Annotated in this window: 25 protein-coding genes; 12 read left to right on the forward strand and 13 right to left on the reverse strand. The window is 65.9% G+C overall.

From position 1 onward, the window contains the following. The first annotated feature begins 42 nt into the window (after positions 1-42). Positions 43-2,049 (forward strand): glycoside hydrolase family 172 protein, encoded by a 2,007-nt coding sequence (locus AC5Y6X_RS17895; protein WP_499988396.1) that lies wholly within the window; start codon positions 43-45, stop codon positions 2,047-2,049. Positions 2,050-2,159: 110 nt separating this feature from the next. Further along, positions 2,160-2,954, forward strand: a complete 795-nt coding sequence (locus AC5Y6X_RS17900; protein ID WP_499988414.1) for a lytic transglycosylase domain-containing protein — start codon at positions 2,160-2,162, stop codon at positions 2,952-2,954. Positions 2,955-2,961: 7 nt separating this feature from the next. Here the strand turns inward: AC5Y6X_RS17900 and AC5Y6X_RS17905 are convergent, their stop codons facing one another. From AC5Y6X_RS17905 to AC5Y6X_RS17920, 4 genes are all read right to left on the reverse strand, one after another. Continuing rightward, positions 2,962-3,555, reverse strand: a complete 594-nt coding sequence (locus tag AC5Y6X_RS17905) for a cyclic nucleotide-binding domain-containing protein (RefSeq protein ID WP_499988022.1) — start codon at positions 3,553-3,555, stop codon at positions 2,962-2,964. Positions 3,556-3,652: 97 nt separating this feature from the next. Beyond that, positions 3,653-4,660, reverse strand: a complete 1,008-nt coding sequence (locus tag AC5Y6X_RS17910; protein WP_499988024.1) for a GGDEF domain-containing protein — start codon at positions 4,658-4,660, stop codon at positions 3,653-3,655. Between the two features lie 91 nt (positions 4,661-4,751). Beyond that, on the reverse strand, positions 4,752-5,228 hold the full coding sequence (locus AC5Y6X_RS17915) for an SRPBCC family protein (protein ID WP_324677024.1): 477 nt from the start codon (positions 5,226-5,228) through the stop codon (positions 4,752-4,754). Beyond that, positions 5,225-5,926, reverse strand: coding sequence for a DUF899 domain-containing protein (locus tag AC5Y6X_RS17920; protein ID WP_499988026.1), 702 nt, complete (start codon positions 5,924-5,926; stop codon positions 5,225-5,227). Before AC5Y6X_RS17920 ends, AC5Y6X_RS17915 begins: the two co-directional genes overlap by 4 nt. Before the next feature lie 93 nt (positions 5,927-6,019). Between AC5Y6X_RS17920 and AC5Y6X_RS17925 the strand changes: the two genes are divergently transcribed. Together AC5Y6X_RS17925 and AC5Y6X_RS17930 are read left to right on the forward strand one after the other, a co-directional pair. Continuing rightward, positions 6,020-6,286, forward strand: coding sequence for a type II toxin-antitoxin system Phd/YefM family antitoxin (locus tag AC5Y6X_RS17925; RefSeq protein WP_499988027.1), 267 nt, complete (start codon positions 6,020-6,022; stop codon positions 6,284-6,286). 6 nt (positions 6,287-6,292) lie between these two features. Then, positions 6,293-6,688, forward strand: a complete 396-nt coding sequence (locus AC5Y6X_RS17930) for a type II toxin-antitoxin system VapC family toxin (RefSeq protein ID WP_499988029.1) — start codon at positions 6,293-6,295, stop codon at positions 6,686-6,688. A gap of 60 nt (positions 6,689-6,748) precedes the next feature. Here the strand turns inward: AC5Y6X_RS17930 and AC5Y6X_RS17935 are convergent, their stop codons facing one another. Continuing rightward, complete coding sequence (locus tag AC5Y6X_RS17935; RefSeq protein ID WP_499988031.1) at positions 6,749-7,192, reverse strand: YybH family protein; 444 nt, start codon at positions 7,190-7,192, stop codon at positions 6,749-6,751. 117 nt (positions 7,193-7,309) lie between these two features. Here AC5Y6X_RS17935 and AC5Y6X_RS17940 point away from each other — a divergent pair, with 117 nt between their 5' ends. Next, positions 7,310-7,618 (forward strand): hypothetical protein, encoded by a 309-nt coding sequence (locus tag AC5Y6X_RS17940; RefSeq protein ID WP_499988033.1) that lies wholly within the window; start codon positions 7,310-7,312, stop codon positions 7,616-7,618. Between the two features lie 370 nt (positions 7,619-7,988). Further along, a complete protein-coding gene (locus tag AC5Y6X_RS17945; protein ID WP_499988036.1) occupies positions 7,989-8,798 on the forward strand; it encodes a PPOX class F420-dependent oxidoreductase in 810 nt (269 codons plus the stop codon). A 48-nt stretch (positions 8,799-8,846) separates the two neighbouring features. Here the strand turns inward: AC5Y6X_RS17945 and AC5Y6X_RS17950 are convergent, their stop codons facing one another. Both AC5Y6X_RS17950 and AC5Y6X_RS17955 read right to left on the reverse strand, forming a co-directional pair. After that, positions 8,847-9,170: a DUF1905 domain-containing protein gene (locus AC5Y6X_RS17950; protein WP_499988038.1), complete on the reverse strand. Its 324-nt coding sequence runs from the start codon at positions 9,168-9,170 to the stop codon at positions 8,847-8,849. A 129-nt stretch (positions 9,171-9,299) separates the two neighbouring features. Then, the gene (locus AC5Y6X_RS17955; RefSeq protein WP_499988040.1) at positions 9,300-9,908 is read right to left on the reverse strand and encodes a DUF7711 family protein; all 609 of its coding nucleotides are present in this window, start codon (positions 9,906-9,908) and stop codon (positions 9,300-9,302) included. Between the two features lie 145 nt (positions 9,909-10,053). Between AC5Y6X_RS17955 and AC5Y6X_RS17960 the strand changes: the two genes are divergently transcribed. From AC5Y6X_RS17960 to AC5Y6X_RS17975, 4 genes are all read left to right on the forward strand, one after another. Next, positions 10,054-10,482 (forward strand): cellulose-binding domain-containing protein, encoded by a 429-nt coding sequence (locus AC5Y6X_RS17960; RefSeq protein ID WP_499988042.1) that lies wholly within the window; start codon positions 10,054-10,056, stop codon positions 10,480-10,482. A 219-nt stretch (positions 10,483-10,701) separates the two neighbouring features. After that, the gene (locus AC5Y6X_RS17965; RefSeq protein WP_499988043.1) at positions 10,702-10,950 is read left to right on the forward strand and encodes a FitA-like ribbon-helix-helix domain-containing protein; all 249 of its coding nucleotides are present in this window, start codon (positions 10,702-10,704) and stop codon (positions 10,948-10,950) included. Further along, the gene (locus tag AC5Y6X_RS17970; protein ID WP_499988044.1) at positions 10,947-11,375 is read left to right on the forward strand and encodes a type II toxin-antitoxin system VapC family toxin; all 429 of its coding nucleotides are present in this window, start codon (positions 10,947-10,949) and stop codon (positions 11,373-11,375) included. Before AC5Y6X_RS17965 ends, AC5Y6X_RS17970 begins: the two co-directional genes overlap by 4 nt. A 282-nt stretch (positions 11,376-11,657) precedes the next feature. Next, entirely contained in the window at positions 11,658-12,266 is a 609-nt protein-coding gene (locus AC5Y6X_RS17975) for an LGFP repeat-containing protein (protein WP_499988046.1), read from the forward strand. Positions 12,267-12,382: 116 nt separating this feature from the next. On the opposite strand, the gene AC5Y6X_RS17980 is transcribed toward AC5Y6X_RS17975, so the two are convergent. Further along, positions 12,383-12,838 (reverse strand): MPT63 family protein, encoded by a 456-nt coding sequence (locus AC5Y6X_RS17980; protein WP_499988048.1) that lies wholly within the window; start codon positions 12,836-12,838, stop codon positions 12,383-12,385. Between the two features lie 207 nt (positions 12,839-13,045). Between AC5Y6X_RS17980 and AC5Y6X_RS17985 the strand changes: the two genes are divergently transcribed. Together AC5Y6X_RS17985 and AC5Y6X_RS17990 are read left to right on the forward strand one after the other, a co-directional pair. Beyond that, complete coding sequence (locus tag AC5Y6X_RS17985; RefSeq protein WP_499988049.1) at positions 13,046-13,282, forward strand: type II toxin-antitoxin system Phd/YefM family antitoxin; 237 nt, start codon at positions 13,046-13,048, stop codon at positions 13,280-13,282. Next, the gene (locus tag AC5Y6X_RS17990; RefSeq protein WP_499988051.1) at positions 13,282-13,710 is read left to right on the forward strand and encodes a type II toxin-antitoxin system VapC family toxin; all 429 of its coding nucleotides are present in this window, start codon (positions 13,282-13,284) and stop codon (positions 13,708-13,710) included. Before AC5Y6X_RS17985 ends, AC5Y6X_RS17990 begins: the two co-directional genes overlap by 1 nt. 468 nt (positions 13,711-14,178) lie before the next feature. Here the strand turns inward: AC5Y6X_RS17990 and AC5Y6X_RS17995 are convergent, their stop codons facing one another. From AC5Y6X_RS17995 to AC5Y6X_RS18015, 5 genes are all read right to left on the reverse strand, one after another. Then, positions 14,179-14,523 carry a type II toxin-antitoxin system PemK/MazF family toxin gene (locus AC5Y6X_RS17995; RefSeq protein ID WP_499988052.1) on the reverse strand — a complete coding sequence of 115 codons (345 nt, stop codon included), beginning with the start codon at positions 14,521-14,523 and terminating at the stop codon, positions 14,179-14,181. Further along, entirely contained in the window at positions 14,517-14,765 is a 249-nt protein-coding gene (locus tag AC5Y6X_RS18000; RefSeq protein WP_499988054.1) for a ribbon-helix-helix protein, CopG family, read from the reverse strand. Before AC5Y6X_RS18000 ends, AC5Y6X_RS17995 begins: the two co-directional genes overlap by 7 nt. 147 nt (positions 14,766-14,912) lie before the next feature. Then, positions 14,913-16,706 (reverse strand): N-acetylglutaminylglutamine synthetase, encoded by a 1,794-nt coding sequence (gene ngg, locus AC5Y6X_RS18005; RefSeq protein ID WP_499988056.1) that lies wholly within the window; start codon positions 16,704-16,706, stop codon positions 14,913-14,915. After that, entirely contained in the window at positions 16,703-18,508 is a 1,806-nt protein-coding gene (locus AC5Y6X_RS18010; RefSeq protein ID WP_499988057.1) for an N-acetylglutaminylglutamine amidotransferase, read from the reverse strand. Before AC5Y6X_RS18010 ends, ngg begins: the two co-directional genes overlap by 4 nt. A gap of 83 nt (positions 18,509-18,591) precedes the next feature. Next, positions 18,592-19,257, reverse strand: a complete 666-nt coding sequence (locus tag AC5Y6X_RS18015) for a nitroreductase family protein (protein WP_499988416.1) — start codon at positions 19,255-19,257, stop codon at positions 18,592-18,594. Positions 19,258-19,262 lie beyond the last annotated feature (5 nt).

The raw sequence follows: 19,262 nt of genomic DNA on the forward strand, positions 1-19,262 counted from the left end.
GCGGTCGAGTCGCGACCCATGGGCGCGCGGGTGTTCTCGGCGATGTTCGCGCTGCTGCTGTTGGGGGTGACCGGTGTCGCGGCCGCCGGCCCATCGCGTGCCGAGCCGGGCGCCACGGGCGGATCCGGCGACAGGCTGGTCGGCTGGGACACCTATCGCCGATTGGACCGGTTGCCGTACCTGAGCGCCGACACGCAGACGCTGCAGGTGTCGAGCTTCGATCGCAGCGGCGGCGACTTCGACATCTCCACCGGCAACCAGAACGGCAGCGGGGGATGCCTGGCCTCGGGCGGCGCCGGCTGCGTCATCGCCGAGGATCGCGGCGCCGGCGAGGTCGACTCGATCTGGTTCACCCGCGACGGCGGCAATGTCACCCGGATGGGAACCATCCGCATCGATCTGGACGGGCAGACGGTGATCGACGCGCCGCTGCAATCGTTGGTCGACGGCGAGCTGGGTGCGCCATTCGTGTGGCCCCTGGTCGCCGACGCCGCGCAGTCGCCGGCCGGCGTTTACATCAAGGTGCCGATGCCGTACCGGCAGTCGATGCGGATCAGCGTCGCGCAGAATCTGCAGTACTACCACGTCGACTATCGGCAGTTTTCCAGCGCCCACGGCGTCGCCACCTTTTCGCCCGCCGATCCCGCGCTCGACGTGATCGCCACGCTGCGCGCCGCGGGCACCGCCGATCCCAAACCGGCGCCGCCGGCCACGGCGCATCACAATCGGGTGGTCGAGGTCCCCGCCGATGCCGGGTCGACGATAGCGGAATCGACTGGGCCGGCGACGATCTCGGAGCTGCGGCTGCGGCTGCCGGAACCGGCGGATCAGCTCCTGGCCGGGTTGCGGCTGCAGATCGAGTTCGACGGCCAAACCACGGTCGACTCGCCACTGGGGGAATTCTTCGGCGCCGGGCTGGGCACCAACACCGTGAAATCGCTGATGTTCTCGGCGATTCCACGGCCCGGTTCGCTCTCGTTGTCGGCGTGGTGGCCGATGCCTTTCGCGCACACGGCCCGCGTCACCCTGGTCAACACGACGGCCGATTCGGTGGCGGGGATCGACAGCGACGTCGTGACCGCGCCGGATCCGCAGTGGGGGCCCGCGATCGCCGGCGACCGTGTCGGATACTTCACCGCACGCTCGCACGCCGGGCCGACAGCCCCCGGCCAGGACTGGTTGTTCGCCGACGAGCCCGGCCACGGCAAGTTCGTCGGCGTCAGCCACACCATCAGGGGCTCCCGGATCAGGACGTCCTTCAGCGACGACGCCCCCTACTTTCTCGAGGGCGCCGAACGCGTGTACACCGACGGTTCCGCGTCGCCCCAGTGGTACGGCACCGGCACCGAGGACTTCTACGAGGGCGGCTGGTACTTCAAGGGCGGCACGCACTTCAGCGACCCGTTGACCGGTCAACCCGATCAGCGCACGCAGGCCGGCGGATGCGCGGACTACTGCGTCGCCACCTATCGCCTCATGCTCGCCGACGCCGTTGGCTACCACTCCGCAATCCGGTTCGGCATCGAGCACGGCAAGCGGAACCTGGTCGAACCCGATTACAGCTCAACGGCATTCCTTTACACGCAACCGAACGAGACCACCGCGCGCGGCGACGAAATCGTCCCTTCCGACCCGATGAGCCGGATCCTGCACATCTATACCGACGCCGACGCCGCCGACCAGATGCTGGTCGGCACGTACGAGGGCAGTGACGACGCCCGGCCCGTGGCCGGGTTGGTCCGTGCCACCCAGAGCGCGATCACCTTCAATGCCCAGATCCGTCCCGACAACCACGGCGTGCTGCTGCGCCGCACGTCCGACCAGGCGATTGGCTACCAATCGGCCGACGTGGCCATCGACGGCGTGCGCGCCGGTACTTGGCTGCAGCCGCGCAGCAACACCTTTCACCGCTGGCTCGACGACACGTTCCTGGTGCCCGAGTCGCTCAGCGCGGGCAAGGACCGCATCGCCGTCACCCTCACGCCTATTCCCAGCGCCCCGCCGTGGACCGCCGGCCGCTACCGCGTGGACGCACTGACGGGGTCGTAGGCGGGTATGGCTACCGTTGACGTACGCCGACGACGGAGGTGAGCACCATGAGCCGCAACTGGGCTTCTTGGCTCGTGCTCGGTGCGATCGTCTTCGCACTCGTCGGGTCCATGCAGCCGACGGCGGTGGCCGGCGCGCAGCCGCGCCTGGCGTCGGACCCCGCGCAGCTGGCCGACGACCTTGTGGCGGACGAGCACGCATTGCACGACCCGTCGACGGGGGAGGCAGCGCTCGTGGCCGCGGCGCACCGTCAACAGGCGGCCTATCGCGCGATCGGGCGGCACCCCGAATGGGATGCGACGACACGACCGCGGATCCCGCCGGAGTTGATCGATGTCTACGACCGCAACGTCGATGCCCGGCGCCAGCTCTCCGCGATGACGCCGGTGCGGGACACCCTGCCCGCGTGGCGCGTGGAGCCCCCTGCCCCCGCCGACCAGTTGCTGGGTTACTACCACCAGGCGGAGTCGGAAACCGGCGTCGGCTGGAACTACTTGGCCGCCATCAACTTCATCGAGACCCGGTTCGGCAGCATCGTCGGCACCAGCACCGCCGGCGCGCAAGGACCCATGCAATTCTTGCCGCCGACGTTCGCAACCTACGGGCAGGGCGGCGACATCCAGTCGCCGCACGACAGCATCCTGGCAGCGGGCCGCTACCTCGCCGCCAACGGCTTCGCCAACGATCGCGATCACGCGATCTACCGGTACAACCACGCAAACGAATACGTGCGCGCGGTCAACCAATATGCGACGCTGCTGGCCGCCGATCCCGCCGCGTTTGCCGACTATTACCGGTGGGACGTCTATTGCTACACGACCGCCGGCGACGTGTTGCTGCCCATCGGCTACGCCGCAACGTCACCGATCCCGGTCGCGGAGTACCTGGCGAACCACCCGCAGTAAGCCCCCGCTACTTCGGTGCGCCGTTGCTTTCGATCCACTGGGTAAGCGCCGCCTCGAGCGCGCCCGCGACGCCGACGCCGGCGGCGTCGGCCGCCCGTTCGAACCGTTCGACCAGCTCCGTCGGGGCCGAGGCGTTCACCTTGGAGCGTGCCGGTTTCGGCTTCGGCGGCGGCGCGACGGGCGCGTGTCGCGCGGCGGTCGCTTCCATGGTTTCGCGCAGGGCGGGTATCTGCTTGAGCAAGCGGTCGAGATCGTCGCGCTCGATCCGCAGCACCTCGGCCGGCCCCATCGTCGTCACGGTCGCGGAGCGCAATTTCCCACGGCGAAGCGCGGATTCGCCGATGACCTCGCCGGGCCCCAACACGGCGATGCGGTCGTCGCCGACGTACACGCCCACCTCCCCGCTGAGCAGGATGAAACAGTCGTGCGACGGGGTCTGCTCGCGAATCAGCGGCCATGGCACCGACCGAGAAGTGTGATGCGCTGCTCGGACCAGACGGTCCAGCTCGTCATCGGAAAACTTGTCGAAGGCGCTGAATTCACGTAGTCGGCGGGCGTATTTGCCCGATTCCTCCGCGTCCGACTTCGGGTCTGACTTCATAGCGGGCTCCCGATGCGCGATGTGACCGTGACATCGAGGAGCCTAACGCTGGTTTCAGCAGATCAGTTTGCTTTTCGCATTTGCACCGCCCGCGTGACTAGACAGCCCGACCGGGTTTCTCGCGTTGCATCTCCACATTCGAGTCCACGTTCGAGGCGGTAACGCGCTGACCCGGCGGCTCGTGTCGGGTCAATTCGCCGGGCAGGTCACGGGCGCGCTTGTTGGCGTACATGTGCTCGTCCGCGAGGCGCAGCAGGTCCTGCTCACCCACGGCGATCCCTGCGCTGAAGCCGACCGGCGCCCCCATTTCGGACCAGCGCTGGCGGAGCCGTTCGAGGATCCGCTCGGCCTCGGCGCGGTCGGCGCCGACGAGCATAAGGAGGAACTCGTCGCCGCCGATACGGAAGACGACGTCGTCCTCGCGGACCGAGCTGCGCAGCGCATCGGCGAAGGTGACCAGGAGTTGGTCGCCGCCCTCGTGGCCGTGGCGGTCGTTGTACTGCTTGAAGTTGTCAAGGTCGATGAGCACGACGGACGACCCCCTGGCGTGCATCGACAGCCGAGGGCTGAGCGTGCTCCGGTTGAGCAGCTGGGTGAGCGCGTCGGTCTGCGCGATCTCGCGGAGCATCGCGCTCTGTTGCTCTAATCGGGCGACCAGCCAGGCCGGGACCTCCGCGACGAGCACCCACATGATCGCGGCCAACACCACGGTCACCGTCGCGCCGGGCAGGACCTTGGCGGTACCCAGGACGAAAGCCACGACGCCGAGGGGGAGGACCACGAGCGATCGCCAGCGCGGGCAAGTGAGGCCGATGTAGGCGAACGCGATCGTGACCGTGCCGGGGAAGTCCTGGGTGGCGCGCGGTTCGATGGCCCCGGCCATGGCCGTGACGAGCAGCGCCGCCACCGGCCACCAGACGAGCAGGTCGCGCCGCTCTTGCCAGCCGCGCAACCGGCCGACCAGGACCGCGACCCCCGCCAGCACTGCGGCCACGCCGAGGAGCCAGTACAGCGCAGCGTCGACCCAGCCACCGCGGGCGTGCACCGCGGCCGCGGCGTACAGCACGAGCAGCACAAGGAATGCGATCACGCCGATGGCGTGCATGCGCCTCGCTGACGGCTCAGGCTCCACGCCCCACAACACGTCAATAGGATAGGGCCCTCGTCGTGCGAATTGGCCACCTTGACGGGCCGAGTTAGCCCGCGACGGATTGCTCGAGGGTCGCCAGGGAAGCGGCGAGGTAGTCCTCCGGAAAAATGGGCATCCCACCGACCCGGTCGCGGAAATCCTGCGGCGTCGCGGTCCAGTCATAGGTGAGGGTGACGTCAGTGCCGTCGCCGTTCGGAGCGAGGTCGTAGCGCCAAAACCAACCGCCGGGACTGTGGTTGCCGTTGTCGTCGAGCACGCCCGGCATCCACCCGATCGCACGGTCCTTCTCGAAGACGTTGACCAGGTTGTATGTGACGTAGTCACCGCCCGCCCGGGTGAGATACATGTTCATCGCGAACATCTGTCCGGCCCCGGTGATCGGCGCGGTGTCCACCGCTTCGCGTACCCAGTCGGTGGGTTCGGTGCCCCGATGGCGCGACGGGTCGGCGAGGACGGCGAAGATTGTCGCAGCGGTGGCGGGGATGGTGCGGGTGACGACGTAGCGTTCGGTGGTCGCGGTCATGAGTTGTCCTTGGGTCCGTAGGCCCGGGCGATATCGGGGGAGCCGAGCCAACCCGAGTATGTCGGTCGTGACGGCCAGCCCTCAGGCGAATCGAGCCACTCCTCCTGCCGGCCCCAGGGCAGGATGTCGATCAGGCCGAACGTGTGGCTGAGCTGCTCGGTGCCCCGCCCGTTGGTGTGCCAGGTGCGGTACACGGTGTCGCCGTCGCGCAGGAACACGTTGACCGCGAAGCCCCCATTCGGTGGTGCGTCCATGTCCGCGCCGAAGCTGCTCTCCGACGACGAGTACCACTCCATGCGGTTGCCGACCTTCGCCTTGTAGGCGATCGCCTCGTCGATCGGCCCGTTGGTCACGATGACGAAGCGGGCGTCGTAGTTGTCGAGAAACTCCAGCCGGGTGAACTGCGACGTGAAGCCGGTGCACCCGCCGCACTGCCACTCCGCGCCGTCCGACCACATGTGGTGGTAGACGATGAGCTGCGAGCGGCCGTCGAACACATCCGCCAGCCGGACCGGCCCGTCGGCGCCGATCAGCGTGTAGTCGGGCAGCTCGACCATCGGCAGACGCCGCCGCTGGGCGGCGATCGCATCCAGTTCCCGGGTGGCCGCCTTCTCGCGCTTGCGCAGTTCGTCGAGCGCGGCGCGCCAGGTTTGGTGGTCGACGACAGGTGGCAGAGCTTGTATGTGCTGCGAGGTCATGGGTCCACCTTTCGATTTCTTCCGTCTGGAAGGTCTGACCGCCGGCGCTGCCGAAATTCATCGCCGCGGCTACAATGTGCTATCATGTAGCACATGAAGGCTATCGGGGTGCGTGAGCTGCGGCAGAACGCCAGTAAGTACCTCGCAGAAGTGGCGACGGGGGAGTCGATCGAGATCACCGACCGTGGCCGCCCCGTTGCGCGCCTCGTGCCGATCACGGGCGATCCCTGGCAAGACCTCATCACCGCCGGTGAGGTGGTCAGAGCGGCTCGTCCCGTGAGCGTCGATGACATCGAACCCCGCGCATACCGGCACAGCGCGTCTAAGTCCCTCGAGGAATTGCGCAGCAACGAACGCTAGCCGCAGATGCGCATCTACCTGGACACCTCTGCCTTGGTCAAACTCGTTGTCGCCGAGGATGAGTCACCAGCGCTGAGGTCCTATCTCAATGAGCGACGTGAGGACGCCCTCTTCTCGGCGGCTTTGGCGCGCACCGAGCTCGTGCGCGCGGTCGCACTGAATGGACCTCGAGCCATCGCCGATGCTCGAAAGCTGTTGGGCGCCCTGGACATAGTTTTGCTGACTCGCCAAGTCCTCGATGACGCGGGCACATTGCAGCCGTTTGGCCTGCGCAGCCTGGACGCCATCCATCTCGTTGCCGCACGACGAGCCGGTGACACATTGCGGGCCGTGGTCACCTACGACGTTCGAATGCTTTCGGCGGCAGCCGATCTGGGGTTGGCGACGGCCTCGCCACGCTAAGGGCCGCTGGGCGTTCAGCGTTGGCGCTCAACCCCCGGCCAAGCACTGCCAACCCTCCGGTTACGGCTCGAGGTTCAGCAGCGCGCGGCCGGTCGCCGGGTCCAGAGGCGTCGACGCGTGGTCGTGCGCAATGAACCAGTCGCCGTTGGCCTTCCGAAGGCACATCGTCGCCCGGATCCAGAAACCGGTGGTCGTGGTTCCGTTCTTCAGCGTGCCGCTGAGCCGGTTGAGGCTGTGCGCAAATGCCACGTCGTCGCGCACGGTGATGGCGAGGTCGCGAACCTCGTAAGCCAGCGGGTGCTGATACGCAGCGAACACGCGCTCCCAGTTCCTCCGTTTCGCTTCTGCCCCCACGTGTCGCAGGGGTGGCTCGATGTCGAACGACACGACGTCCGTCGCGTAGATCGACATCACCGCCTCGAGATCCCCGGCGCGAATCGCGGCGACCAGCGCGTCAATCCGCCGCCGAACGTCAGCCTCGGCAGCGTCGGATGCCGTCGTCACGGAATTCACGGTAGCCGAGCCACACCGTGGGGGCGTCGGCCGAATCGCGCATGTCGCTCTTGACCTGTGCGCCCGGGGCCGGTTCGATAATGCATACGCCCCGGGGGGAGGTTTGCGATGAGGCCGTTCGTCCGCTATTTGATTCCCGTCGCCATGGTGGCGCTGGCCGCCGTGCGACTCCCGGGCACTGCGCTGGCCGAGGAATGCGACCCCGGACAGTGGTGGGACCCGACCGGCAAGGTCTGCCGGCCGCTGGGCGTCGGACCGCAACCCCTGGCATGCGACCCGGGCCAGTGGTGGGACCCCACGGCAAACGTATGCCGGCCCCTCGGCGTCGGCCCGCAACCGCTGGCATGCGACGACGGCTGGTGGTGGGATCCGGGCGCCAACGTCTGCCGTCCGCCCGTCGTACCGCCGGCCGGCTAGGCGGACACGTGCCTTCCGAAAAGTCCATTAGTAGCCGCTGGCGTTCCCTCGCCGACCGGAGTAAGCTCTCGGCTAATAGTGAACGGAATCGTCTACAATTGAGCGGGGAACGAAGGCCCATGTACAGCGCACCGTCGCCCTTTGACGAGCCCACTACGCCGATCGATGTTCACGCCCTGCGGGCATGGTGGGCGGCGCACCAACGTCATCAGAAGCGAGTAATCGAGCAGCGCAACGCCCAGCGCGTCGGGTTCAACCGTCGGCGATAGGGGAGGCCGAGCTCGTCGGCCGCGCCTCACGTCACATATCGATGCCCTGTTCCGTCTAGCGACTAAGGAAGAGACGAACGCTTTACCGGGAGGGCAGCACGATGAAACCTTTGGGCAGGCTGGCGCGGATGTATCTGGTCGCGGTGACCGCGACGGTCGGGGTGGTCACCGCCGGCATTGGAATCTGGTGCCTGACCGATCCGAATTCGTTCGCCGACGCCGTCGGATTCGAGGCGCACCGGCACTTCCTGCATGACGTGGGCGCGTTCCAGCTTGGTTTGGGCGCGACGCTGCTGCTCGCGCTGATCTGGGCTGACGCGCTGGCCACCGCGCTCGCCGGATTCCTTGTGGCGAACACCGTGCACACGGTGAACCACGTCGAGGACCTGGACGTGGGTGGCTCGCCGGCGCAAGCGTGGATTCTCGGTGTGATGTCGGTGGCACTGGTGCTGGCGTTCGCGCTGCGGTTGCGCCAACTCGGCTATGTTCTGGGCACCGTTGGCACGGCGACCAATTCGACGTTGGCGCCGTTCGTGCGGCAAAAGACGATCAGCCTCACCACCTTTCGCAAGGACGGCACTCCCGGCTCCAGCCCCGTCAGCATCGCGGTGGACGGAGATCGCGCCTACTTTCGCAGTTTCGAGCGGGCGATCAAGGTGCGCCGGCTTCGACGTAACGCCAACGTCGAATTCGGCCCGGCGACGGCATCGGGCAAACCGACCGGACCAACGCTCCCCGGCACCGTGCGTCTGCTGGACGGGCAGGAGTATCGGATTGCGGCGCGCCTGCTGCGGCAGAAGTATCCGATCCTGCACGGCGTGGTGGTGCCGTCGCTGCACCGGCTCCTGCGGTTCAAGTTCGGCCGCACGATACACGCCGAGTTGACGCCGGTGCCCGAATCTCGGCCCTGACTCCTAACTCTGCCTATGCGCATTGGCGTCTTTGTCGGGACAGCGGCGTCAGGTTGTTCCCGACTTGTCGTCACCGGCAACGTCAGCACGCTCGGTGTCGAGGACCAACTCGACCCTAACGGTGTCACCGTGGGTCTTGCCCAAGGACTGCTGGATATCTTTGCGCACGCCGAGCCGATGCTGACCACCGTAAGGGGCCAGTGAGCCGGTGTAGGCCACGCGGTCGTCGAACCGCGCTTTCACCGGCACGCGCGCCCGCACACCGAAGACTTCGACCGTATCGAAGGGGAACGTTACGTAGGCTCCTGGGCCGCCGGGGTTTTCGATCACAGCATCGAAGACGACTGACCCGGGGTCGCGATACTGCACCATGGCTTCAGGATGACAGCCAAATGACTTGGCGGCGCAAGGCGGTGCTCGAGCGGATGCGATTCATGCCATGATTTGCCGCGTATGCCAGGCACTGATGCGCCACCCACGGCGACGGGCCCACGCAGCTTGTCACCGCTTCGGGTCGCCGATGGCATCCAGCATTTCCGACACAGCGGTCGCCGCCCGCCACAGGTGGTCCTCCGGAGATTCGTCATAGCCCTTGTGGCGTCGGCGCCAGTCGCGGTCCCAGTAGCCCTCGAGAACCGACCGGAGGTGCTCCCGGGACACTGCGAACTCCTTATGCAGCTGTGTCGTCAGTTCGTCGTCGGACGGCTCGACGACGGTTAGGTGCTCAAGGCGCCGTGATCGGAGCGCCTCAATCGCGGGTTCATCAACGCCGCTTTTGGCGGACCAGAACCTCGCCACCCGCCGATGCTCATAGCTCCATACCGGCCACGCGCGGGGTCGGTAGCACCAGAGCATTGGCCGCTTACCCAGTCGTAGTTGGTGACCGATCGCTTCACCGGTGGGATGCTTGGCCAGCCAGGGGAGATCCTCAGCGGGGAGATCGAGGACGAGCACGACCGTTCCCGCGTCCAGAGTGGCTGCCAATGAAAGCAGCTCGCCGGTCACCCACATTTCCGTCAGGGGCCATTCACGTCTGTCGACGACTTCCAGCCACTCTGAGGCGACCTCCGCCATCTCGACGAGATGCCCGATGGCCGTCGAACGTTTCATGCCGTTAGCTAAACACGTCGGTCGAGCGCCAGGGCGGTCGCGCCTCGAGGCCAACATTTCATGACGGTTTCAGTTGAGCAAAGGTGCTGCAGCGTACCCGCGATGCGAGGGCCGATATCGCCTGTTTGGCTTTAGTGTTGCCGCTATGGGCGGACTGGACAATTGCGTGAAGCGCTGCCGCACAGCGCTTCACGTAGCCGTGTCGGCATTGATGCTTGCCATCCTCGGACTGGCCGTCAGCCCCGCAGCTCATGCGGCTGCGGCCACGGCCACATTGTCGGTGGAACATACGTGGCAGACCGGCTTCATCGCCCGCTTCGCCGTCACCAACCTGAGCACCGCGCCGCTGAGCGATTGGAAGATTGAATTCGACTTACCGGCGGGAGAAGGTATCTCGCACACGTGGAATAGCACCTTCGCCCAATCTGGCACACACTATGTTCTCGCCCCCGCGAATTGGAATCGCACCATTTCACCCGGTGGTTCAGCCACGGGCGGTTTCAGGGGCGTGCTGAGCGGTTCCTACGTGCCACCGTCGAATTGTGTGCTCAACGGGCAATATCCCTGCACCTAAGAGTCCGACGCGCACCGAGGCTCGCCGGCTCCGAAACCCGCCGACCCCTGGCCGTACGGCGACTGGACCAGAAAAATTGGTCTCCGCACAAATCCCCTTGCGGGGGAGTCCCGATGGCACCGTTCCATCTTTAGATCATCACGACTTGCGTCCATCGATGGTCTGACGACTCTCGACAGCGATGCTAGCATTGACTGCAATGACAGCACAGGAGGGCTAATGGCAACGCTGACGATTCGCGATTTTGACGACGACCTCAAAGCGGCACTCCGTGTGCGCGCAGCTGAGCACGGTCGCTCCATGGAATCCGAGGTGCGAGAGATATTGCGTACTGTTTTGGAGCGTTCGTCGGGTGGTCCGGGGATGGCTACACGGATTCGACGGCGGTTCTCTGACGTCGCCGGGGGTGCAGAGCTTGAATTGCCGAACCGAACGGAGCGCCCACGGGCCGCGGAGTTTGGCGGATGATCGTCCTTGACACCAATGTCTTGTCGGCGTTGATGCGGAAGGCACCAGAACGCCGCGTCGCAAGTTGGGTTGACGCATTCCCCGCCTCGGATGTACTGGTCACCGCCGTTACGGCGGCCGAGCTCATGTACGGAGTTGCCCGGTTGCGGGACGGCCGCCGCAAGCGGGAACTGCACATCAAGGTCGAGGGAGTGCTGACAGAGGATTTTCAGGACCAGATTCTGCCGTTTGATGCGTCGGCGGCCACGCATTACGCGTTAATCGTTGCGTCCCGCGAACGGACCGGACGCCCGATCAGTATGGCGGACGCCCAGATAGCAGCAATCTGCCGCAACTGGAGCGTTCGACTCGCGACTCGCAACGTCGATGACTTCGTCGACACCGGCATCGGCACGGTGAATCCGTGGGACGCCGCCGCGAGGTAACGGCCAGCACCGCTCAATGACGGCCGACATACGTAAATTGTTGGGGCACAGTCCGAAACGGGGTCATCTGCGGGTCCGGCTTGTGGAAGAAACGGGGGAGTCGCGTGCCGGTTGGGCCTTACTCAGGTGCTCTGGCTCGCCGTCGATGCCCGCGGCGTAAGTTCGTTCGGAGCCAATGACCGCGACCGCCCTGCGCCACTCAACTGGTTCGATTACAGTCCCGGCCGGACGGGGAGGTCAGCCGAAACTTGATCCACCACCGGAAGACGCAAGGGGAAGTCCATGAGAACCAACGCATACCGACACACAGCAGTCGTCGGCCTGGCCACCGTCGCGCTGATCACCGTGGGCTGCAGCAATGGCAAGAGCGTCGACGCGTCGACACCGCCTCGGGTTGGGGTGAACGCGACCTCCACGCCCAAAGCCCCAGCGCAGCCCACCGAGGTGAGGCTCATCGGGGAGGGCGACGTCGAGGTGACTCTGACCGGCCCGATCGCTGCCAAGTACTCATCGGCAACCGAGGACCAGAAGAAGGCTCTCGGTAAGCCGTTAACGGGTGACCGCAACGCGGGGACACGGGAGAGCGGCCTGGTATTCCAGCAGTTCCAGGGCGGCGTGATCACAGCCCGGAACAACGAGGCCGGCACGCCCGCATATATCACGCTGGGCAAAATCCGCGAGGCCTGGAATGTCCCACGCAACCCGGACGGCGTGCCCGCGATCACCGGCACTAACGGTTCGGCCGGTCCGTTGGGCTTCCCTACCAACGACCAGAACGCCGTCGGCGATCTGCTCGTGTCGAACTTCGAGCACGGCACCATCGAGTACAACCCGAAAACCGGCCAGGTCGAGGTGACCGTAAACGGCAAGGCCGTACCGTCCGGGCTGTAGCCCGAATCAGGCGCTGGCCAACCTAGTTGGTCGTCGGTGGCGGTTGGGATTGAAACGGTTCGCACCACCACCAGTCGGCGGGCGTCGCGCGAGTCTTCTCACTAGTGGGCGAGTCGTTAGCTCTTCCAGACGACCTTGTCCGTCCCTCCGGCGTCCCGGTAGACGACACTGTCGGGGTTCGTACCGTTGCGCACGTCGAAGTAAATGCGTCCCGTAACAGGGCTGCCCAAGGGGAGTGGCCCCTCAGGAAGGCCGTCGATCTGGTTGCCCTTCATCACCGCGTACGTGGAGCTGTTCACGGCCCGAGCGTTGAAGTCGGCAATGTTCGGAATCGCGTTGCCGCTCACACCTTTGGCGGTGACGTCGGAATACCATATGCCGTCGTTGTGGCCGCTGGGCTGCAGATTGCTCACGGTGTAGTCGATCGTGCCACCATTACTGGAAAGCTCTGCCATCTGGCCGAATCGCAGCACTTGTGGATCGGCGAATGCCGGTGTCGCCGCGAGGATTCCGGCCGCTGCCAATACAGCTGTCGCTGCCGTCGTTTTCGATGCAATGTGTGAGAACGCCACGTCGGGCTCCCTTCATGAGGCGCTAGCTGTCGGCGAGCGGCAGCTGATTCACCTGTGAGGTGTATCCACAGCCCGGAACTTCAAACCCGAGCGGGCAGTAGCTGGTGCGCCGGCGCGACGCGCGACCCGCCGCCTCCTGGACGTGCGGTTGCCGAGACCGGACAGATGAGGCTGGCGCGCCGTCTCACCGGTGATACAATGGCGCACATGCGATCAGTTACCGTGCGCGAGCTCCGTAACAAGGGTGGGGAAGTGCTCGACCGCGTGGAGCGCGGTGAACGCCTTATCGTCACCCGTGACGGCCGCGCCGTCGCAGAGTTGCGCCCAGTGCCGAGCCGCAGCGCCGGACCTGCCGAACTCATCGGACGAAGGAAGCGATTGCCGCCAGTCGATCCAGATGTGCTGCGTCGCGATATCGACGGCGTGCTCGATACATCGCTGTGATGACCTCAGTGGCCACGAAAGGAATCCTCGACACGTCGACGGTGATCCTGCTTGGGCGGATTGAGGATCCTGCGACGCTTCCCGACGAATCCTTGATCAGCGCCATCACCCTGGCTGAGTTATCTGTGGGGCCTCACGTCGCCCGGCGTGAAGAGGATCGTGCGGCACGACAGGCACATCTGCAGCAGGCCGAATCGGACTTCGACGTCCTGGCCTTCGATGCCGAGTCGGCGCGCGCATTTGGCGCAGTCGCCGCTGCACTGCGAGCGTCTGGCCGCAAGCCCGCCGCACGGGCCTTCGATGCCCTGATCGCTGCTAGCGCGATCGCATATGGCCTGCCGTTATATAGCTGCAACCCGGCAGACTTCGACGCAATCCCGCAACTAGAGCTACGCGCTGTCCCACATCCAGATCACGTCCAGCCCTAAGCCGGCATCCTTGCACGGAATGATCTGCAGCACAGGGGATAAGCGTGCTCGCCCGCCTGATGCAATATGCGGTAATTACTTGACATAGTGTCGCTTATCGGTACTTGTCGCAGCAGGTGCTTTGAAGTGAATTTGAAGCGAAAGTGGCACCCGCCCCTTAGCGATTGACCAACCTGAACACGATTCTGCCTACTCATTCCCCGCCGGACCCGCGGTTGTTTCATACTGCGAGGGCTGACGCACGCACACAGTTCAATCACTCAATGAACCATTCGTTAGCCGAAAGCGTGGACGTGCCCCCTGCTGGCCGCCCCTCAGCCGGCGAGCGACCACCCGTCCTTCTCCCCCTCGTACCGCCATCATAACGTCACAGTGACGAATTGCCTTGTGGTGCAGGGCTATTGAGTCAGCGAGTCAGGTTGGCAACCGACCCCACTTCGGGTGGCCGCCAGGGGTTTGCGTCGGCAATTAAAGGTCAAGTACGTGACGAAGTCCTCGGTCAACTTCATGCATCAAGTTCGGGGCTACCTCCCCGACTCGATCGGTGAGGTCGGTCTTGTTCAGCGTTACGATCGCCGTGACGTTCACAACCGAATCACGTGGCAGCTTTGTCGCGGTCGCGGGCAAAAATACGTTGCCCGGCATCGTCGCGAGCGCCGTATTGGAGGTGATCACCGCCGCGAGCACGGTCGCAAGGCGACTGGCGTTGTACGGATCCGACTGGATTACTAAGACCGGTCGGCGCTTGGCTGGGCGGCTTCCGGACGGCGGTCCCAGGTCGGCCCAGTAGACCTCAGCACGCCTGATCACCACTCATCGTCCACGGCGTCTAACACGTGACGCCCGGCAGCCACGGCGGCGGCCTCCGCCTCGTCGGTGCCGTGAAGGCTCTCTAGAGCTGTGTCGATCTGCCCAGTCAGCGATTGGGCGTCCAACTCGTCCATGTAGCGCTGCACGGCGCGAGTGAAGAACTCCGATCGGCTCATGCCCAGGTCACTCGCGCGCCGAGATACACGGTCGAACGTCTCATCCGGCAGGGAAATAGCGGTCTTCATAGAATGAAGTATAACCCGGTATAACCGGTAGGCAATTCGCCGTTGCGATGTGGCCAGTCGGATCCCCCTCCTACCCGGGACCTGCCAGGGCCGCCACTGCCCCACCGAATCGTCACAGTGATGAAATCCCCTGGGGCGCACGGGCGGTCAGTCACGCAGGTGCTGGGCCTCCTCGGGTGTCCAGGCGAGTGGATTACCCGGCTGGCTGGGAAAGAGATAGTCGATGAAGGCCGCGGCCGTGGGTTGCGGCTCATGGTTGGCCAGGCCGGGTCGCTCGTTGGCTTCGATGAAGGCGTACTCGGTGCCGGTGACGTCCGGGACGATGAGGTCGATGCCCGTCACCGGGATACCAATCGCTTCGGCCGCCGCCACCGCGACCTGACACAGTTCCGGGTTCACCTGGGCGGTGACGTCGTGGATCGTGCCGCCCTGATGCAGGTTGGCGGTATGACGGACGCGGAGCCGAGTTCCCTTGGGCAGCACGTCATCCAGCGCCCAGCCGGCCTCGGCGACGGTCGCCTCGGTGACCCCGTCGAGCGGGATGCGGGACTCGCCACCGGTGGCCGCGGAACGCCGTCGACTCTCGGCCGCAATCAAGTCCCGCACACTGTGGTCACCCGTGCCGATGATCTCGGGCGGCATCCGCAGCGCGGCGGCCACGACCCGGCCATCGATGACGACCAGCCGGAGATCGTCGCCGGGTACCCGCTCCTCGATCAGCACCTCGGGGTACTCCGCGCGCGCCCTTCTGAGGGCGGCGGTGAGCTCGTCGGGACCGTCGTCGACGGTGATGCCGACGGTGATCCCGTTACCTTGCTCGCCACGCGTCGGTTTGACGACGACCTCGTCGACCTCGGTGACGAAGTCGAAGTCGGTCTTGTCGAAGGTGGCCAACCGGGCGCGGGGCACATTGATGCCGACCCCCGAGACCAGGCGTCGCGTCAAACGCTTGTCGTCGCAACGGGACATCGCGACCGCCGACGTGAACTCGGACAGCGATTCGCGGGTGATCACCGTGCGGCCACCGTGGGTAAGGCGCATCTCGCCGGTTTCGGCATCGAGGACCTCGACCCAGATGCCGCGGCGCAGCGCCTCGTCCGCGATGATCCGGGCGTAGGGGTTGAGATCCTCGACCGTCTCGGGTGGCGGGGTGAACAACGGCTCGTTGATCGCGTTCTTCCGCTTGATGGCCAGCACCGGGATGCGTTGAAAGCCGAGCTTCTCGTAAAGGGCGATCGCGCCGGCATTGTCGTGCGCCACCGACAGGTCCATGTAGGCACGGCCCCGCCTGCGGAAGTGCTCGGCCAGGGCCCGGGTCAGCGCCTCACCGATTCCGGGAAGAGCCGCCCCGGGGTCGACGGCCAGTGTCCACAGGCTGGATCCTCGCTCGGGATCCTTGAACAGCAACTCATGGTCGACACCGGTGACGGTGCCCACCACGGCACCGTCGTTGTCGCGCACCGCAAGTAGGTAGGTCACCGCCTCCTTGTGCTGGTGGTTGTCCCAAATCGTCTCGACCGGCGCGGGTACCATCCCGCAACGCACGAACACGCGGTTCATCGCATCGGCATCGTCGGGGCCGCTCAGTGTGCGCACGGTGACGCCGAGCGGCGAGGGCGTCAGGTCCTGCCGATCGGTTTCGCCGAAGCGCAGCCGGTAGGTATGGCTGGGGTCGATGAACAGCTCACTCGGGGACCCGGCGACCACCACGTGGGATTCGTGCGCGTAGATGCAGATGTCACGCCGCCCGGGCGCTTCCCGGCGCAACGCCTCGGTCAGCTTGTCGGCATCGACGAAGGTCTGGCCGAAAATAAGCCGCCCCCAACCCAATTCGAGCTCGACGTCCTCGGCCATCGCCTCCGCCAAGTGCGACGGCGACGCGTCGTGCAGGCTGAGTGTGATCGCCTCGGGGTTGTCCTCTGAGGGTTCGATGGCGGTCATGCCGCAGCTCCCGTCACACCGTGGCGTTGCAACCAGAGTTCGAGCAATGCGATCTGCCAGAGTTCATTGCCGCGCAGCGGCGTCAGCCGGCCGTTGGGATCGGCCAGCAGCGCGTCGACCGCGTCGGTGTCGAACAGCCCGCGTTCCTTGGCCTCGGGCGAATACAGCGCATTGCGAACCAGATCGAGGTACGGGCCCTCCAAGTGAGTCAGCGCGGGCACCGGGAAATAGCCCTTGGGCCGATCGATCACCTCCGACGGGATCACCCGCCGCGCGGCCTCTTTGAGGACTCCCTTGCCGCCCTGCGCGATCTTCAGCTCCGGCGGACAGGTGGCCGCCAGCTCGACCAGCTCGTGGTCGAGGAATGGGACCCGGCCCTCAAGCCCCCAGGCCATCGTCATGTTGTCCACTCGTTTCACCGGGTCGTCGACCAACATCACCGTCGTGTCGAGCCGGAGCGCACGATCGACACCGGTATCGGCGTTGGCCTGCGCGAAATGTTCTGTGACAAAACGCACACTGGGATCACCAGGGACAGCGTTACCCGGCCCGAGAAGCGCCGCAACCCCGGCCGCGTCGCGATCGAAGAAGGCGCTTCGATACTGCGCGACCGCACCCTCCAGGGTGGCCGCGGCGGGTGAACACATCGGCGGGTACCAGTGATAGCCGGCGAACACCTCGTCGGCGCCCTGACCCGACTGCACGACCTTGACGTGGCGCGACACTTCCTGGCTGAGCAGGTAGAAGGCGACGCAGTCGTGGCTGACCATCGGCTCGCTCATCGCGCCGATCGCCCCGTCGAGCGCGGGCAGCATGCGGTCGGTTCCGATGCGGATCTGATGATGATCGGTGTCGAAGCGTTCGGCGATGATGTCCGACCAGCGGAACTCGTCACCGGCGACCCCGCCGGTCGATTCGAAGCCGATCGAGAAGGTGGACAGCCCATGCTGCCCGGCCTCGGCGAGGAGACCGACGATCAGGCTGGAGTCGACGCCGCCCGAGAGCAGACAGCCGACCGGCACGTCGGCAACGAGTCGGCGCTCCACCGCGACACGCAGGGAGGACAGCACCGCGTCCTCCCAGTCGCGTTCGGACCAGTCCGACCGATCGGCTCGCCTGGTGAAGTCGGGCGTCCAGTACGTGGTCGTGGTGCGTGTGCCGTCGGGCTCGAAGGCGATGAGCGAACCGGGCGGGACCTTGCGCACACCACGCAGGATGGTCAGCGGTGCCGGCACGACGGAGTGAAACGACATGTAGTGATGCAGCGCGACGGGGTCGATCCGCGTGTCCACGCCGCCACCGGCAAGCAATGCCGGCAAAGTCGAGGCGAACCGGATCCGCTGAGCGTCTTCAGTCAGGTACAGCGGCTTGATACCGAGCCGGTCCCGACCCAGCAACACTCGACCGCTGTCGGTCTCCACGATTGCGAAGGCGAACATCCCCTTGAGGCGGCTGACGAAGTCGTCGCCCCAGCGGTGATAGGCCTTGATCAGCACCTCGGTGTCGCTGGTCGAAAAGAACCGGTAGCCGTGGTCGACGAGCTCGCGGCGCAACTCCTTGTAGTTGTAGATGCAGCCGTTCCACGCGAGCGCGAGGCGCAACTCGGAATCGACCATCGGCTGGGCGCCGTGCTCGGTCAGGTCGATGATCTTCAGACGACGGTGACCGAGGGCAACCCGGCCCTGTGACCAGGCACCCGCCCCGTCCGGCCCCCTGGCTGCCATCACAACGGCCATCGCCGATACCGCGGCCAAATCGGGCACCCGGCCGTCGAGTCGCACCTCACCGGTGGCTCCACACATCTTGTCCAGCCTACCGAGAGTCGTTCCGCCGCGCGCACGCCACCTCGCGGGCCGCCTTCGATGGGGAGCGAGATCGCCGACGACTACCCGATGAAGGGCGTTCCGTCGAAGCGCTCACGGGTAGCGAACTCGGGGACGGACCGCCGCCGCAGCTTCGTCACTTGGCGCACCGGTTTGCCCAGCGGCACGATCGCGGCGACGGCGAACGTATCGGGCACGCCGAGAAGGTCCTTGACGCGCGGCTCCTCGGCCACGGCCATCGTCGTCAATACGCCGCCGTAGCCCTCGTTGCGCGCCGCCAGCAACACGTTCCACACGAACGGGTACACCGATGCTCCCGGTACCACGGCGATGCGATCGAGATCCTGATCGGTGGCGGCGACGACGGCGAGATCCAGGCAGATCACCAGCACGACCGGAGCCGCCCGCATCGGAGCCGACATCTGCGGCGGCGGCTCGGTCGCCTCGATCGTCGATCGGTCTAAGGCACTCGGCTGCAACGGATTCCACGGTAACTCGCCATTGGCGAGCTGCGCGGTGTAGCGGCGGGCGGCGGCAAGCCCCAGGTCCGCCAGGGCCGACCGGGTGTCCCGATCGCGAACCACAATGACGCGCACGCCCTGCCGATTACCGCCGGTCGGTGCGAACCGGGCGCCGTCGAGGATCCGTCCGAGAACCTCGTCGGGGAGCGGGTCGCCGGTGAATTCGCGCACCGCGGGCGTGGATCGCATGACGTCGTAGAGTTCCATGAGGA

This window comes from Mycobacterium sp. NGS26, from assembly GCF_059813025.1.

Bases quoted from the DNA above. Each gene is read 5' to 3' on its own strand.
- AC5Y6X_RS17895 (WP_499988396.1), top strand. From the start codon at position 43: ATGTTCGCGCTGCTGCTGTTGGGGGTGACCGGTGTCGCGGCCGCCGGC.
- AC5Y6X_RS17900 (WP_499988414.1), top strand. From the start codon at position 2,160: ATGCAGCCGACGGCGGTGGCCGGCGCGCAGCCGCGCCTGGCGTCGGAC.
- AC5Y6X_RS17905 (WP_499988022.1), bottom strand. From the start codon at position 3,555: ATGAAGTCAGACCCGAAGTCGGACGCGGAGGAATCGGGCAAATACGCC.
- AC5Y6X_RS17910 (WP_499988024.1), bottom strand. From the start codon at position 4,660: ATGCACGCCATCGGCGTGATCGCATTCCTTGTGCTGCTCGTGCTGTAC.
- AC5Y6X_RS17915 (WP_324677024.1), bottom strand. From the start codon at position 5,228: ATGACCGCGACCACCGAACGCTACGTCGTCACCCGCACCATCCCCGCC.
- AC5Y6X_RS17920 (WP_499988026.1), bottom strand. From the start codon at position 5,926: ATGACCTCGCAGCACATACAAGCTCTGCCACCTGTCGTCGACCACCAA.
- AC5Y6X_RS17925 (WP_499988027.1), top strand. From the start codon at position 6,020: ATGAAGGCTATCGGGGTGCGTGAGCTGCGGCAGAACGCCAGTAAGTAC.
- AC5Y6X_RS17930 (WP_499988029.1), top strand. From the start codon at position 6,293: ATGCGCATCTACCTGGACACCTCTGCCTTGGTCAAACTCGTTGTCGCC.
- AC5Y6X_RS17940 (WP_499988033.1), top strand. From the start codon at position 7,310: ATGAGGCCGTTCGTCCGCTATTTGATTCCCGTCGCCATGGTGGCGCTG.
- AC5Y6X_RS17945 (WP_499988036.1), top strand. From the start codon at position 7,989: ATGAAACCTTTGGGCAGGCTGGCGCGGATGTATCTGGTCGCGGTGACC.
- AC5Y6X_RS17950 (WP_499988038.1), bottom strand. From the start codon at position 9,170: ATGGTGCAGTATCGCGACCCCGGGTCAGTCGTCTTCGATGCTGTGATC.
- AC5Y6X_RS17955 (WP_499988040.1), bottom strand. From the start codon at position 9,908: ATGAAACGTTCGACGGCCATCGGGCATCTCGTCGAGATGGCGGAGGTC.
- AC5Y6X_RS17960 (WP_499988042.1), top strand. From the start codon at position 10,054: ATGGGCGGACTGGACAATTGCGTGAAGCGCTGCCGCACAGCGCTTCAC.
- AC5Y6X_RS17965 (WP_499988043.1), top strand. From the start codon at position 10,702: ATGGCAACGCTGACGATTCGCGATTTTGACGACGACCTCAAAGCGGCA.
- AC5Y6X_RS17970 (WP_499988044.1), top strand. From the start codon at position 10,947: ATGATCGTCCTTGACACCAATGTCTTGTCGGCGTTGATGCGGAAGGCA.
- AC5Y6X_RS17975 (WP_499988046.1), top strand. From the start codon at position 11,658: ATGAGAACCAACGCATACCGACACACAGCAGTCGTCGGCCTGGCCACC.
- AC5Y6X_RS17985 (WP_499988049.1), top strand. From the start codon at position 13,046: ATGCGATCAGTTACCGTGCGCGAGCTCCGTAACAAGGGTGGGGAAGTG.
- AC5Y6X_RS17990 (WP_499988051.1), top strand. From the start codon at position 13,282: ATGACCTCAGTGGCCACGAAAGGAATCCTCGACACGTCGACGGTGATC.
- AC5Y6X_RS18000 (WP_499988054.1), bottom strand. From the start codon at position 14,765: ATGAAGACCGCTATTTCCCTGCCGGATGAGACGTTCGACCGTGTATCT.
- ngg (WP_499988056.1), bottom strand. From the start codon at position 16,706: ATGACCGCCATCGAACCCTCAGAGGACAACCCCGAGGCGATCACACTC.
- AC5Y6X_RS18010 (WP_499988057.1), bottom strand. From the start codon at position 18,508: ATGTGTGGAGCCACCGGTGAGGTGCGACTCGACGGCCGGGTGCCCGAT.
- AC5Y6X_RS18015 (WP_499988416.1), bottom strand. From the start codon at position 19,257: ATGGAACTCTACGACGTCATGCGATCCACGCCCGCGGTGCGCGAATTC.